The following is a 14,206-nucleotide window of genomic DNA, read 5'->3' on the forward strand; positions in this document are numbered from 1 at the left end:
AGCTTCGCGTTTCCGCCGGTTGCTCCCACCGCGCCACTTGGCGTATTCAGAACCGCGGGGACTTTAGTCGCAGCTGGATGAAAGTTCAGTGGCAGGTCACCACAGCGCGCAACCGTTGCCGTCACTTCATCGGAGCGGCCCCAAAAGGCCGCGACGGGAACATCAAGAATGATCCTGCCGGAAGATGTAGTCAATCGACGTCGGAAAGCAGATGAGATCAACAATCGACGGTTGCTGGTCTAAAAAGGGGCCTCCTGATCGTGTGGTTACTCCAAACTGCCCGCATGGAAAAATGGATAATCCTGACTGCTCATAAATATCCATCGGTACTAGTTCAGAATGACTAAAGAACGAGTGGCTCCCACTACTGTCGATTTAGAATCTACTTAATTTCGAAGGAGCGAACATGGTGAGGATCTTTCTCCTGCTTACAGCGCTGGCCGTCCCGTTGGTCGCAATCGCTGATGATGAAACTGACCGTGCACAGGCCGGTGGATTACAATTCCGCGCGCTGAAGAAGCGCGTACGAAAGGCGCCCGCGGGCGAGTTCGGTAGAAAATGCGACATTCCAGCAGTCGGGTGGCCAGGGGCTGAACGACTTTGGCTGCCTAGTGTCTCTCAAGGTGCCGGCTGAACAATCTGTTTAGCACTTCCACGTGCTTCGTCGCCTTTCGGGGGAAGCATTTCCAGACAAATAGCACTCGACTTTGATCCGTCCGACGAATTGGCTCACCAGAGCTGCCCTATCCGCCATGGGCCGGCCCTCGCACCGCCGCACGACCGGCGCTCCCCGGATGTGCCGACTTGAAGGGTTGCGGTGGTTCCGTCGACAGCGCCTCCCGGATGGCGTCCGTGATCGCAGAAACGACAAAGTCCGCCTGCGTTTCCTCAACGAGGAACTTCCCGGCTTCGTGTTCGTCCACGTCCTGCCATAGGACGATGCCGACCCGCGCCCCAGGAGCCAGTCGCTTCAGGCGACGGACAAGGAACTTGGCGTGGCGCATGGATTCTCGATCGAGAACAGTGAGAACGATGGCATGCCGACCTTCTGTCGGCAGCTCCTTGATTTTTTGCGGCCTGAGAGCTTCATGGCTGAAGTAATTGACGTCCGCGCCTTGTACCCGCAGAACCTGCAGGAGCATCATCGCCGTGACATCATCGAGCGCACTTCGCCCTCCTAGGCAAAGCACGGATCGCCCTTCACCAGGAGGGAGTTCATAATCGTTCTCTTTTTCATCGGTATCGCGGTCGGGATCTTCGCTTTTGTCTTTGTCTTTGTCTTTGTCTTCGTCTTCCTCTTCAACCGCGATCTCCTCGAGGTTGGCAACCAGTGTACCTGCACTTTCGGCAACCCGTGCTCCTTGCTCTTCCGTCAAGGCACCACGCATACGGTCACTTTCGGCCAGAAGCAGCGCGGGAATGGCAACCGTGTCGTAAAATTCGACGAGGTACATTTCCTCAAGCATCTCCTCTGCATTATCCGTTGCTTCGTCCGGGTCTCCCGCCAGCAACCGTTGGTAAAGGCGCTCTTTCGGATTGAGGACGGGCTCATTGCCCAACAGAATTTCGAGGAATTCGAACTGCCGGACGTGACGGCCAAGCACAACCAGGCAGACGGTGAGCGGGGTCGACAGTACCAGTCCAACCGGGCCCCAGAGCCAGGCCCAGAAGATGGCAGCAACAATGATCGCAAGGGGAGACAGTCCTGTGCGAGACCCATATAGCAAGGGCTCGACAACGTTGTTGCTTAACAGTTCAAGAGCAATGAAGAGCCCAAGCGTCAGAACCACCAAGCTCCAGCCCGGAGCTGCTGCGAACGCGAGAAACAGGGGCAACGCAGCAGCAATCACCGGGCCGATATAGGGCACGAAGCGCAGCATGATCGCGAGCATCCCCCACAAAAGTGCGTTTGGAATCCCTAAAAACCAAAGGCCAATCGCGAGCGGCACCCCATAGGTGATGTTGACGACAAGTTGCATGAGCAAATACTGGCCCACACGAGCGCCCGCATCTTGGAGTGCCTCGGTCGTTCGATGAAGATCGCCATACCCGACAAGCCGAATGAATCGGTCGCGCAGATCCTCTCGCTCGAACAGCATGAAGATGACGACAACGATGACGAGGCCAGCGGTTGCCAAGGGACCTAGGAGCGGATTGATGACGCTCATCAGGATTTCGATCGGGCGCTGCGGCGAAAATATCTCTACCAGAAGCGGCTTCGGTTCAGGCGCGGTCGCGGGCGACACAGCCACATCTTTTTCAGGTCGGCTGAGCTCGATGCTGATCCGCTCCATCACCCGGCTCAATCGATCGAGTATCTGGCTGTCCGACCCAGCTTCTTTTAGAGAGCGGACCTTCTCGACAATATTTGACTGGTATCTCGGCACATCCCGCGCGACCTCGCTGATTTGCAGCGCCACCATGACGCCAAATGCGCTGAGGAACAGGAAAGCCATCGTCACGGTTCCGATAACCGCGACCGAGCGAGGGCAGCCGGCGCGGCGCAGCCTTGAGACAACGGGTGCAAGAGCAAAAGTCAAAAGGATGGCAATCGCCAAAGGAAGGAAGACATCCCTGGCAATGTAGAGCACCGCCACCGTTGCAGCAATTGCTGCAAGCGTTGGCAGTTTCGAAGTCTCAGCAGCGGCCCGCGACAAGGTCAGCGGATGCAATTCGACGGCCATATTGACCGGTTCTTTCCCACTCTTGCGCGAAAATCTCAGCATCGAACCTCCCGGGGCCTTCCAGGCGTACCCCTTCTGGTCTCCAATTGCGAACCCTCCGGCCCGGTGGTTCTCAAGCTACGGGCAGGCGTCATCCATCCATAGGCACTGCCGATCAGCACCAACCAAACTGATAATATTAGAACGGACGCACAAATAAGCCAGACGGCGAGGTCCCGATGCCAAAGGCCAACCTGGCCTGGAACGTTGCAGGACTTGTCGAAACCGGCTCACCCGAGTGGCAATGGTCGGGGTGATGATGCGCGGGTCACGGCGGAATTGTAGCCCCATTTGAGTAAGCGCCTAAGCATTGATCACCAATTTCAGACGTGTTGGTATCCGCTTTCAATCGAGGGAGCGTTATGTTTGACGATGAGATCGAAATCGAGTGCCCCGAGTGCGGCCACGAAAACGGGACACCGGTCGACCGAGTGAGGGACGACGAGCACGTCCCCTGTGAAAGGTGCGGAAGCGCCATCGCGCTGGGCCGACGGAAGCATTTGCTCATCATCGAGCACGTCACTAAGAACATCGCGAAACTCAGGCGCTCGCTCACCAAGTTCAGGCAAAGCTCTCCCGCTGCCCGCCGGAGGCCCCGAGGAAAGTCGTAGATGGGACTGCGTCCCTTCGCGCTTTGAAGGCTCCCGTGATTTCAAACGCGTCGGATGGCCCAGCCGTCTCGCGCGCACTCTTCAACGATGATGGCGCGGAGCCGGGAACAACAGGAAAGTCGCACGCGTTTTAGCGAAAGCTTGAGGATAGCTTGATGCGCTCTACTGCGGATCCAAGGAGGTCCGTTATGGCAAAGCATCCAAGATACGTATCGCCGAAACAGACGGGCTTGTACCCGGATCGAGATCTGGACTGTCAGATGGCAATGGAAGATGTTTTCCAATCGGTCGCCGAATATGGCGAGGCGGCCGGCTGGAGCGAGCGCGAGGTCGCCGACGCGTTGATTGAACTGGCGCACAACCGGTGGTTCATGCTGGATGCCAAGGAGAAGATGTTCGAGGAGGGGGCCGGCGTCATCATTCGCAAGGATAGGACCTCCCCACTCCACTGAGCTACTCGGCCTCCATCTTGGCGACGAGGAGAAAATTAAGCGGGAACGGGGCCGATTTCATCGCGGGCGGTTTCTAGGGCGGGGCCGCTGTATTCCATCCTGCCGGCCCACGCAGACAACGCACTCTCATCGCCCTCAGGCGCCTTTCGGGGCGATTTCTTTTGGCATCAATAAATTAGCAACACGACAAGGAACAAGGTCTGCATCGGTGAGTTGAGACTCCGAGAAGGAGTTTGCTTATGATTTTTATACGACCTGAATTCGATTGCCGGGGCGGCGGAGGGGCTGATGTCTCAGGGCTGATCGCCTCGATCAAATACGCTCTGGCCTCCGAAGCACCCTTCGATACGCAAAATCTCTGCTTCAGAGTGCTCGGAACATCCGTCGTCATCGAGGGTCAGGTCAGCCATAGCAGTGGTGACGATTTTGTCCGCCGTATCGCCGAGGATATTGCCGGGGCTGACCGGGTCCTCGTGCGCGTCGGTTGTCCTCGAAGCAACGGACTTTCGATGATCGGCGAAAGCATACGCAAGGAGAACGGTGATGCCTAACACAGGCGGTAATAACGAGAGCCTCGCGAATAGGCTGACAGCACACGGACGCGAACCGACCGATTTCCCCGGCGATAGCCCGCTCGGCAAGGGCGATTTGCGCGAACCGCGCGAGCCAGTGCCGGAATTTGACGAACCCGACGACGAAGACGATCTCGACGAGACCGAGGAAATAGAGCTCGAAAGCATCTTTGATCCGGACAGATACGACCCCGACGACGACTTTCCTCCTCCGGGATAGCAATGGTCTGGTCCAACTTTTCGGAAGAGGCGATGGAACCTGTTTCAGGCATCTGCGTTTTCGTTTTGTGGAACCCTGAGCCCCCGATCAGGGTGACGCCTTCACCATCCCTCCGGAAGTGAAGCCCCGATAAGCCAATGGCCTCGTCGCCGCCCGACGGGGCCATTCCTTTTCATGGCCCTTAATTCGGGGGTGCATTTTCGCTCCTGGGGACCACAATGGGGCTCGTCGGAGGCGCACACACTTCCTGAGGTTGCCCAACTTTGCACCATCAAGGGCAAAACGGGGAGATTGGTTAGCCTGCCTGTCTCGCGCCTGCGTTACGAAACTTTCATTTTATCATCATGCAGATTGTCACGGACTGTCACACGCAACTGTTAGCAAGCGCCCCGGCTTCATCGTGCCACCGATCCTGGTGTCCGCCATCCTGCAAGGAGCGTTTTGCAAATGAGAGTCTCCGTCACTACCTCCGTATTCCTCGGCCTGATGGCTAGCGTCGCGTTTGGCGCACCAGCCGCAGCCGCCGAAAAGACGAAATTCGAGTTCTGGTACGGCCTTTCGGGAGATCTTGGCGAACGCGTCCAGGATGCCTGCAAGAAGTTCAACGAGAGCCAGTCAGACTTCGAGATCGTCTGCACCTCGCAAAACGGTTACGACACCACCCTGCAAAACACGATTGCCGCCTACCGCGCCAAGAAGCAGCCGGCGATCACCCAGATCTATGATGCCGGCACGCTCGACATGATGCTGTCCGGCGCCTTCGTGCCTGCAAAGAAGCTGATGGCCGACAATGGCTACACCATCGACTGGAACAACTATTTCGGCGGCATCGCCAACTACTACGCAACGGCGAAGGGCGAGCTGAACTCCTTCCCGTTCAACTCCTCGACCGCGATGTTCTACTACAACGTCGACGCCTTCCAGAAGGCCGGCATCGACTTCAAGCCGGACACCTGGGAGCAGGTCGAGGAAGCAGCCCGCAAGCTGAAGACGGCCGGCTTCGAATGCCCGCTCGCGTTCAACTTCGACACTTGGCCGCTGATGGAGCAGTTCTCGGCGATCCACAACCAGCCGATCGCAACCAAGGCGAACGGCTATAACGGACTGGACGCCGAGCTTGTCGTCAACAAGACCAAGTTCGTCGACCACGTGAAGTTCTTCAAGAAGATGGCTGACGAGAAGCTCTTCGTGGTCAAAACCAAGCAGCTCGGCATGGACATCGTCCCAGCCTTCACGTCCCAGACCTGCCAGATGATCCAGACCTCGGTCGCCGACCACGGCACGATCGGCAAGACCCTTCCTGAGAATGTGAAATGGGAAGTCGCCATGTTGCCGGTCTGGAAGGGCACCGAGCGTCAGAACTCGCTGGTCGGCGGCGCATCGCTCTGGGTGCTCGCCGGTCGTCCGGAAGCCGAATACAAGGGTGCAGCCGCCTTCCTCAACTATCTTGCAACTCCGGAAATGGCCGAGTGGTGGTCGACGGTGACGGGCTACATCCCGGTGACCAAGACCGGCTTCGACGCCATGAAGGCCAATGGCTTCTACGACAAGGCTCCCTATAAGGGCCGCGAACTCGCCATCCAGAGCCTGTCCTTCACCCCGACCTCGGAAAACACCCGCGGTATTCGGCTAGGCGGCTTCACGCAGATCCGCAAGGAGTTCGCAACCGCCCTTGAAGCAATCTTCATGCAGAACGCAGACGTACAGGGCGAACTCGACAAGACGGTGGAACGCGGCAACGCAGTTCTGCGCCGCTTCGAAAAGACCTACGCCGGACAGACGCTGAACTAAAATCTGATCCGCCCGGAGCCTGCCACAATATCGGTGGGCTCCGATCGCTCTTCTTGCGCATTGGAATTTCGACATATGGACAAGCGCGCGGCCTTTCGCAGCTGGTGGCTGCCCAGCCTATTCGCCCTGCCGCAGATCATTTTGATCCTGCTCTTTTTTTATTGGCCCGCTGTCGCCGTTTTGCGATGGGCCTTCACGTTGGAGCCCCCATTCGGCGGTGCTGCCGAGTTCGTCGGCCTTGCCAACTTCCAGGAAGTCTTTGCCGATCCGCTCTATTGGAACTCCGTTGGCGTCAGCCTGGCATTTGCGCTTTGTGGAACGCTTGCCACCATTTTCATCGGTCTTGTTCTTGCCCTTGCTGTCGACCGGCAATTGCCGGGCTCCGCGCCGTTCCGGTTCCTCTACATTCTGCCCTATGCGATTGCGGGACCGGCGGCCGGTATGGCCTTCCGTTTCATCCTGTCGCCCGAGCGCGGACTGATGGCCTCGGTCAACGCGGCCTTTCCGGACTTCTGGAACCCGGCCAAATACGGCAGCCACGCGCTCATCCTCGTCATCGTCGTCTTTGCCTGGAAGTGGGCGGGCTACACCTTCATCTTCCTGCTCGCCGGCCTGCAGTCGGTCCCGCGCTCCCTGATCGAGGCAGCCGCGATGGACGGCTGCGGCCCGATCCGCCGCGCGGTCGATATCCAGATCCCGTTGCTGGCGCCAACGCTCTTCTTCCTGCTGGTGATCATGATGACCGAGGGTTTCGTCGGCGCCGATACCTATGGCATCGTCGCACGCACGACCGATGGGGGCCCGAACCACGGCACCGACGTGATGGTCTACCGCATCGTCGAGGAGGCGTTCCGAGGCCTGAACTACTCGGGTGCCTCGGCCCAGAGCCTCGTGCTCATCGGCCTCATCATGATTTTCACCTTCATCCAGTTTCGCTTCATCGAGCGCCAGGTCCATTACAAGTGAGGCTTCCATGATCCAGCGGACACCCTTTGCCAACGCGCTGACCTATGGTGTGATGATCTTCGGCTTCCTGCTTTTGATCGGCCCCTTCATCGTCATTTTGTCGGGCGCCAGCCAGACCTTCCAGCAGGTCAACGCCATACCCTTCAGTTTCGTGCCGCAGGATCGCCTCTTCGAGAATATGGGTGCTGCCTGGTCGCGCGCCAGCCTCGGCACGGCGATGCTGAACAGCTTCGTCATGGCGAGCCTGGTCACGGTCGGCAAGGTAGCGCTGTCGGCGCTGACGGCCTTTGCCATCGTGTTCTTCCGAACACCTCTGAAAGGCTTTTTCTTCTGGATGGTGTTCATCACCCTGATGCTGCCGCTCGAAGTGCGCGTGGTGCCCACCTATGCCGTCGCCGCCGACCTGTTCCAGCCGATCCGCTTGCTGATTTCCGCCGTCACCGGCTTCGAGGTCTCCGTCGACTGGAACCTTCTCAATTCCTATGCCGGCCTCACATTGCCGCTGATCGCCACGGCGACTGGGACCTTTCTCTACCGCCAGTTCTATCTGACCCTGCCGGACGAACTGGCGGAGGCTGCGCGCATGGACGGGTCAGGCGCAATCCGCTTCTTCATCGATATGCTGCTGCCGCTGTCGCGCACCAACATGCTCGCGCTGACCACGATCATGTTCGTCTATGGTTGGAACCAGTATCTCTGGCCCCTCCTGATGGTGACGGACCCGCAATACAAGACCACGATGATGTCGCTGGTTGCACTCCTGCCAGCTGACAACGGCACGCCGGACTGGAACGTGACGCTTGCCGGATCGCTGATCATCATGCTGCCACCGCTCATCGTCGTCGCCGTGCTGCAGCGGTGGTTCGTGCGCGGTCTCGTGGCCACGGAAAAATGACCCCGCTTTCCCCAAACAGAAGAAACAGAGAGGTCCGCGCTCATGGCTGACATCGCAATCCGCGCCGTGCGTAAATCCTACGGCAAGAACCCCACCCTGCATGGCATCGACCTCGCCTTTGCGTCGGGAGAATTCGTCGTGATCCTCGGCCCGTCCGGCTGCGGGAAATCGACGCTTCTGCGGATGATCGCCGGGCTGGAGGAGATCACCTCAGGCGAGATCGCGATCAACGGGAAGGTCGTGAACCGGCTCGAACCGCGCGAACGCGGCTGCGCCATGGTCTTCCAGAACTACGCTCTCTATCCGCACATGACCGTTGCGGGAAACATTGGCTACGCCTTGAAGGTGGCGGGCGTCGCAAAGGCGGCGCGCCTGCGCCGGATTGAGGAGACCGCAAAGATCGTGGGGCTTTCCGATTATCTCGATCGCAAACCGGCGGCGCTTTCCGGCGGTCAGCGGCAGCGCGTCGCGATGGCACGCGCGATCATTCGCGAGCCGAACGTGTTCCTGTTCGACGAACCGCTTTCGAACCTGGACGCCAAGCTCCGCGTCACCATGCGGGCCGAGATCCGCAAACTGCATCAGCGCCTCCAGGCAACGTCCATCTTCGTCACGCATGACCAGGTCGAAGCAATGACGCTGGCCGACAAGCTGGTCGTGATGAACAGGGGTGTGGTCGAACAGGTGGGCCAGCCGCTCGACATCTATCACCGTCCGGCAAGCATCTTCGTCGCATCCTTCATCGGCTCTCCGGCAATGAACCTTTTCGATGCCGTGGTCGACGTCGACAACGCCTGCCTCACATTCGGCGGTACGAAGATGCCGATCGAAAGAGGCCTGGCCACCCGACTGGGCGCAAGACAGATCACGGTCGGCATCCGCCCCGAACAATGTGTCGTTGCGCCTGAAGGCGTCTCGATCAAGGTGGATTTCATCGAGGAGCTCGGCTCCGGCCGCGTCATCCACTCGGAACTGAACGGCTATCCCTTCGCGGCCACAGTCGACGAGCACACGCGCGTGCGGCCGGGCGAGAGGATCACCCTGGAACTGCCGCTCGCGCACCTGCATCTCTTCGACAAGGAGACCGGCCGAAGGATCGAGGTCGATCTGGAGCCGCGTGCCATCCGCAATTCCGCGAGCCAACCGACACTCCAAGCAGTCTGATCACTTTCATAAATCAGGAGAACCGTGATGAACGATATCATTTCCGCCGTAGGATTCTGCAACCGGACGGGCAAGGGTGACCTTTCGACCCTTGATGCTTCCCTGCGTGAGATTGCAGAGACGGGCGCTGACGCCTGCGAGATCGGGATCTATGGCGAAGAGATCGTCAGCGGCGGCCGCATCATCGAAGACCGCGTCCAGCGCGTCGCCGAGATCACGAAGAGGTACACTTTCAACAAGCTATCGCTGCACGGCCAGATCGTCTCCAACTTCATGGATCGCCAGCACCATCATCTGCAGAAGAAGGTCGTAAGAGCGATGCTCGAGTTGTGCGACCGGCTTGGCGCGGGGATCCTCGTCCATCACTCCGGTGCAGCACAGCTTGCCGCCGGCGAGAGCGCCGCTGACCTCGACAAGATGGAACGTGACGCGCTCGCAGAAATGGCCGAGATTGCCAAAGGCTACGGCGTTCGCATCGCACTTGAGAACATCTTCACGACGGAAAGCGGCCAGTACCGCCAATCCCCGAGCCAGGTTGCCGAAACGGTGCGGGCGATCGGTTCCGACAACGTGGTCGCACTCATCGACTTCTCGCATGCCTATATCGAGGCCACGCATCGAGGGCTCGATTTCCGTGATGAACTCAGGGCCATGGCCCCGGTGACCGGTCACCTTCATGTTCACGACAGTTTCGGCCTGCCCTATACCATGAACCGCTTTTATCATCCGGCGGAAGCAACCACGCTCGGCATCGGGGACCTGCATCTGCCGATCGGCTGGGGCGACATTGCTTGGGATGACATCTTCTCAGAGCTGACCTTCCTTCCCGATACGACGCTGATCATGGAAATCAGCGCCGAGCGCTTTGCCGATCAGCAGCTGGCGTGCCTGGAGCAAGCCAGGCGACTGGCGGCGGGCGTGGGGCTTCGGCGCGCTGCTTAACGTGCCACCGACGGCCCTGGCGAACAGCTGAATGGTGCTTCCGGCTTGTCGCAAGCAAGGACACCGGCAGGATCAAGTGTTACCGAGGCGCGTCAATCGACGAGAAGTGCGCCTCAACGTGGCAAACCTGCGCGCAAGCGCATCTGGTCTGCGCCTTTCAGCTGCCGGGCGTCGCCAGAGACCGGCCATATCAATGACGTCGTCTCCTGGCGATGACGTGAGCGGGGACCGAAGCTTTTTCCTTCGGCTTTGTTTGCACAGCCTTTCGCGGTCGACCACCGCTACCACTTTCATGCAACGAAAAGAACCGGCGATCAGTGTCCCAATCGCCGGTTCGACCGTCTCACCGGTCGCGCGGTGGACAACAGGGGATACTAGCGGGTCTTCCTGTCATCGAGATCCACGCCTTCAAGCCTCGCCATCAGTGCAGCGCGATCCTCGACTGACTTGAGGCGGACGGTCAAGGCGGTACTCTTGACCGGGACCTGCGGAGGCAGGGAAAAGGCGATACCTGGGATGTTCTCGGCGGCCCACTGTTTGAATCGGGGCAGCTTGTTTGCGCCGCTGATCGGCAAAGTATGACAGTATCTGAAGCTCATTGCTTATTCTCTCTGTATGCGAATTTGGCCGGACAGGTCGGCATTTGAGGGATCAACCCCGGGAGGCTCCTGGCGCCGCTCTTGCTGTCGCAGGTAGTGGCGCCAGGCATTCATCGTGCGCGACTGACCCTATGGCTGCAGACGGACTTAACTGGCCGCCGATACTTTTCGCGGTGCGGGAACGTCGACACTTGTCTAGCGCCTCAACATGAGGATCTCGTCGAGCGCCGATTTTTTCCCGGTGGCGCCGGTCGGTGGCTCCAAACATTCAGACGCGGCATCCAGGGTGCGCACGAACTCCGAAAGTTCGCGGTCATCAAGCTTGTCCGCCGCCGCGGCGAGCGAAAACCAACGCCGCTGCCTTTGTGCTTTTTCCCGCCAATCAACCAGTGTCCCGCGCACGTTCAGCCCAAACACAGCCACGCGGCAGCCAACGTTTGCACCGTTATCCAGGCGTTTCATGTAGCGATAGGTCGTCACCGGCGCCTTAGAGAGGACGCCAATGACACCGCCCTCCTCCAATGCTTCCCGCGACGCGGTCTGGCGGGGCGAAAAACCCTTCATTGGCCATCCCTTGGGCACGATCCACCGCCCGCTGCCCCGCGACGTAACGAGCAAATCCTTGCCTCGCCATTCTTGGCGATGCGCCAGGGAAGAGCTCCGACCTGCTGCATCTCCTCCGGGGCAGCGTCCACAGCGGCGCAACAGTTCTTATTGGTGTCCTTCATTTTCCGCTCCCACTGCCAAACGCGCAGAGAACTGGCGGATGCGCGCTCCGTTCGCGCACGGCGCACGAGTTGCGGCGGGCGGCAGCGCAGTGCGTCTTGCACCACGGGCAACGGCGAGCAGAAAGGGGAAGATGCCGGTTGCAAGCGATGCAAACGGGGCGGGCTGGAGACGCGGGCATGGATACACTCCGTCAATAATGAACCGCACTGTTGGTCAGTGGATTCCCGGAGCGGCGGGGGCTATGGCGGCGTTACAGGATCAGGGTAGCCGGCTCCGGGTAAGGGAGCGTGCTTGCTCGATGAGCCGCGATATCCTGATGAAAGTTTCCGTATGCATACCCCTCACATCGCCCTTTCGTGCGAGCACATCAATGGGCAATTTTGTCGCGCCATGCCCAACGCAAGAGCGCCATAGAAATCGCGCGTTCAGGTAAGCGGCGCTAAAGGCTCAGTTTCGCACAACTGGTTTTCAGAACACGGCTCAATCTTTTGACGAAGACGGACATGAGCCCCTTGCCCCAAGATCGCTCGGGCGCCGCTCACCCGAGGCCCAACTCCCGCACCACAGGCTAATCTTCGGCGACCGCTGAATGAATGCATCAGCGGTAGCACAAGGTACCCAGTGCCTTCGGGGTTGGCAAAGGAGCGATGCAACGCTGCTTGACGGAAACCGACCCGCCAAACACCTGAGACAAACATGGCGTCGCCTGTGAGGCGTCCGACGTTCGCCAGAAGGGGCGCTTGATTTCGACCAGCTGGCGTCTTGGATCGCCGGCTTTGGCTCTGTCGCGAATGAGCGCAACCAAGTCCGTCTTGATGGTGGCGTCGGACAAGAAGTAGCTGTGGCCGATGAAGCCGCCGCCGCCTGAAAACTCGACGAAATCGACCAGCCCGCCCATATGCGACCCTTCCCATTTGGACGCCGCCTCATTCCTGCCCCTGGGAAGATTGCCGACGGCAAGCTGTCCAAGCCGCAAGACGCTGCCAGAGATTATCGTTGACGCTTTCAACGCCTCGTCCCTGGGAGACGAATAGACCGTAAGGTGCAGGGAGCCTTGAGAGGGCAAGGTGCTTGGTGTCGATTTGCTCCCGAAGGCAAGATCCGGGTCCGAGACCCAGGCGAACAATTTGGACGACGCTACATCGAGATCCATATCGGGAGCGAAAAACACAGCGTTCGCGATCTTGTAACGCTGCCAAAGCGAGGATCGACTGACGTAGGCTTCGATGGCAAGCTGCTGCATGACGCTTGCGAGCACATCGGTTCCACGGCTATGCGCCAGCAGGTGCAGCCTCTCTACACCCTTCGTTTCGGCAATGGCGCGAACGGCCTTTTTGAAGTCCGCGACCGCAAACTCGCTCGACTCGCGGTCAATGTTGTAGCCAAAGAACGAGCCGCCAGTGCCTCCGGCAGGCCAAGTCAGGATAATGCAGACAAACTGGTTTTGCAGCGATCGGCAAATCTCGTCCGTGGCGAGTGCGGCATCGTCGAAGCTGTTGTTGTACCCGTGAACGAAGACGACGACTTCCTTGCGTCCGGCTGTCGCGAGACGCCGGGCAATTTCAGCCTGCAGCGATGCGACAGCCTGTTCATGTGCCGCAACGGCCTCAGGCGTGCGGCGTAGCCCGCTCGCCGTCGTTACGACGCCGTAAGGCGTTGCCGGAAACCGGCCAGTCTCGGAAACGGCGTCGACACGAAATTCGCTCTTGCCGGCGGAAGAGTTGCCTTTTGGGAGGATCGATACCGAACCGAAGCTCAAGAATATGGCACGCTTGGCACCGTACGACAGCCTGTTGCCGGACGCGACTGTCGGCTCCCGGTTCGTGATGTAGAGGAGATCGGGAGCCCCTAAAGCTTGTGGCGTTCGAGCAGCCTGCGAGCTTTGTGGCGCCGGTGACGTGGTGATGGGCTGCGGTGAGAGCTCGGCACGCTGCGTGGCACAGCCGACAAGGCAGACAAGCATGAGGAGCCCTGCCATTGCCCGACAAAAACCCATCTAGAGACCGGCCTTGTCCAACCCGTAGACCTTGTCGGCGGAACCAGGAACGGTGCGGGCAGCGACACTGATGCGGTTCCAGGCATTGATCGCCATGATCCGGAACGTGAGATCGGAAATCTCCTGCTCGGATAGTTCACCCCGCACGCTGTCGTAGATTGCATCGGGAACACCGCCGTCTGCGAGCTTCGTCAACGCTTCCGTCCAGGCAAGTGCGGCCCGCTCACGTGGCGAGAACAAGGTGGACTCACGCCAGGCTGAGATATGGAAGAGGCGCAACGGCCGCTCGCCGTGGATAATCGCTTCCTTGACGTGCATATCGATGCAGAACGCGCACCCGTTCATCTGGGACGCCCGCATGTCGACGAGGATCAGTATGCTCTCCTCAATCGCGCCATTCTTGATCTCGTTGCCGAGCACCATCATGGCTTTGACCATGCCGGGGGAAAGCTTGGAGTAGTTGAACCGCTGGGTCATCGATGTTCCATCCTCCGCCTGGCACTCTTGACCGACATGGTCGCCTGTTATCGTGCCGGAAACGCATCG

Annotated in this window: 12 protein-coding genes and 1 pseudogene; 8 read left to right on the top strand and 5 right to left on the bottom strand. The window is 59.3% G+C overall.

All coding sequences use genetic code 11. From position 1 onward, the window contains the following. Window positions 1-743 precede the first annotated feature (743 nt). Window positions 744-2,726: an AI-2E family transporter gene (locus ASD63_RS12860; protein ID WP_060529445.1), complete on the bottom strand. Its 1,983-nt coding sequence runs from the start codon at window positions 2,724-2,726 to the stop codon at window positions 744-746. A gap of 796 nt (window positions 2,727-3,522) precedes the next feature. Between ASD63_RS12860 and ASD63_RS12870 the strand changes: the two genes are divergently transcribed. The 8 genes from ASD63_RS12870 (at window position 3,523) to ASD63_RS12905 (ending at window position 10,336) form a co-directional block, all read left to right on the top strand. Continuing rightward, the gene (locus tag ASD63_RS12870; protein ID WP_034791842.1) at window positions 3,523-3,786 is read left to right on the top strand and encodes a hypothetical protein; all 264 of its coding nucleotides are present in this window, start codon (window positions 3,523-3,525) and stop codon (window positions 3,784-3,786) included. A gap of 239 nt (window positions 3,787-4,025) precedes the next feature. Next, window positions 4,026-4,337 carry a hypothetical protein gene (locus tag ASD63_RS12875; protein WP_060529446.1) on the top strand — a complete coding sequence of 104 codons (312 nt, stop codon included), beginning with the start codon at window positions 4,026-4,028 and terminating at the stop codon, window positions 4,335-4,337. After that, window positions 4,330-4,578, top strand: a complete 249-nt coding sequence (locus ASD63_RS12880; protein WP_060529447.1) for a hypothetical protein — start codon at window positions 4,330-4,332, stop codon at window positions 4,576-4,578. Before ASD63_RS12875 ends, ASD63_RS12880 begins: the two co-directional genes overlap by 8 nt. Before the next feature lie 486 nt (window positions 4,579-5,064). Then, a complete protein-coding gene (locus ASD63_RS12885) occupies window positions 5,065-6,369 on the top strand; it encodes an extracellular solute-binding protein (protein ID WP_244497243.1) in 1,305 nt (434 codons plus the stop codon). A gap of 75 nt (window positions 6,370-6,444) precedes the next feature. Then, window positions 6,445-7,335, top strand: coding sequence for a sugar ABC transporter permease (locus ASD63_RS12890; RefSeq protein ID WP_060521199.1), 891 nt, complete (start codon window positions 6,445-6,447; stop codon window positions 7,333-7,335). 7 nt (window positions 7,336-7,342) lie between these two features. Next, window positions 7,343-8,230: an ABC transporter permease subunit gene (locus ASD63_RS12895; RefSeq protein WP_034791826.1), complete on the top strand. Its 888-nt coding sequence runs from the start codon at window positions 7,343-7,345 to the stop codon at window positions 8,228-8,230. 42 nt (window positions 8,231-8,272) lie between these two features. Further along, the gene (gene ugpC / locus ASD63_RS12900; protein WP_060529449.1) at window positions 8,273-9,394 is read left to right on the top strand and encodes a sn-glycerol-3-phosphate ABC transporter ATP-binding protein UgpC; all 1,122 of its coding nucleotides are present in this window, start codon (window positions 8,273-8,275) and stop codon (window positions 9,392-9,394) included. A 27-nt stretch (window positions 9,395-9,421) separates the two neighbouring features. After that, a complete protein-coding gene (locus ASD63_RS12905) occupies window positions 9,422-10,336 on the top strand; it encodes a sugar phosphate isomerase/epimerase (protein ID WP_060529450.1) in 915 nt (304 codons plus the stop codon). Window positions 10,337-10,710: 374 nt separating this feature from the next. Here the strand turns inward: ASD63_RS12905 and ASD63_RS12910 are convergent, their stop codons facing one another. From ASD63_RS12910 to ASD63_RS35460, 4 genes and pseudogenes are all read right to left on the bottom strand, one after another. Continuing rightward, a complete protein-coding gene (locus ASD63_RS12910) occupies window positions 10,711-10,935 on the bottom strand; it encodes a hypothetical protein (RefSeq protein WP_060529451.1) in 225 nt (74 codons plus the stop codon). 195 nt (window positions 10,936-11,130) lie between these two features. Then, window positions 11,131-11,499 (bottom strand): hypothetical protein, encoded by a 369-nt coding sequence (locus tag ASD63_RS12915; protein WP_060529452.1) that lies wholly within the window; start codon window positions 11,497-11,499, stop codon window positions 11,131-11,133. Window positions 11,500-12,367: 868 nt separating this feature from the next. Then, a pseudogene (locus ASD63_RS12920) lies at window positions 12,368-13,660 on the bottom strand (alpha/beta hydrolase); the annotation flags it as partial. Next, on the bottom strand, window positions 13,661-14,137 hold the full coding sequence (locus ASD63_RS35460; protein ID WP_034791818.1) for a carboxymuconolactone decarboxylase family protein: 477 nt from the start codon (window positions 14,135-14,137) through the stop codon (window positions 13,661-13,663). Between the last annotated feature and the right edge of the window lie 69 nt (window positions 14,138-14,206).

The organism is Ensifer sp. Root558 (assembly GCF_001427045.1).
GTDB classification, from domain to species: domain Bacteria; phylum Pseudomonadota; class Alphaproteobacteria; order Rhizobiales; family Rhizobiaceae; genus Ensifer; species Ensifer adhaerens.

Excerpts from the sequence above, each read along its gene's own strand:
- ASD63_RS12860 (WP_060529445.1), bottom strand. The coding sequence starts at position 2,726 with ATGCTGAGATTTTCGCGCAAGAGTGGGAAAGAACCGGTCAATATGGCC.
- ASD63_RS12870 (WP_034791842.1), top strand. The coding sequence starts at position 3,523 with ATGGCAAAGCATCCAAGATACGTATCGCCGAAACAGACGGGCTTGTAC.
- ASD63_RS12875 (WP_060529446.1), top strand. The coding sequence starts at position 4,026 with ATGATTTTTATACGACCTGAATTCGATTGCCGGGGCGGCGGAGGGGCT.
- ASD63_RS12880 (WP_060529447.1), top strand. The coding sequence starts at position 4,330 with ATGCCTAACACAGGCGGTAATAACGAGAGCCTCGCGAATAGGCTGACA.
- ASD63_RS12885 (WP_244497243.1), top strand. The coding sequence starts at position 5,065 with ATGGCTAGCGTCGCGTTTGGCGCACCAGCCGCAGCCGCCGAAAAGACG.
- ASD63_RS12890 (WP_060521199.1), top strand. The coding sequence starts at position 6,445 with ATGGACAAGCGCGCGGCCTTTCGCAGCTGGTGGCTGCCCAGCCTATTC.
- ASD63_RS12895 (WP_034791826.1), top strand. The coding sequence starts at position 7,343 with ATGATCCAGCGGACACCCTTTGCCAACGCGCTGACCTATGGTGTGATG.
- ugpC (WP_060529449.1), top strand. The coding sequence starts at position 8,273 with ATGGCTGACATCGCAATCCGCGCCGTGCGTAAATCCTACGGCAAGAAC.
- ASD63_RS12905 (WP_060529450.1), top strand. The coding sequence starts at position 9,422 with ATGAACGATATCATTTCCGCCGTAGGATTCTGCAACCGGACGGGCAAG.
- ASD63_RS12910 (WP_060529451.1), bottom strand. The coding sequence starts at position 10,935 with ATGAGCTTCAGATACTGTCATACTTTGCCGATCAGCGGCGCAAACAAG.
- ASD63_RS12915 (WP_060529452.1), bottom strand. The coding sequence starts at position 11,499 with ATGAAGGGTTTTTCGCCCCGCCAGACCGCGTCGCGGGAAGCATTGGAG.
- ASD63_RS35460 (WP_034791818.1), bottom strand. The coding sequence starts at position 14,137 with ATGACCCAGCGGTTCAACTACTCCAAGCTTTCCCCCGGCATGGTCAAA.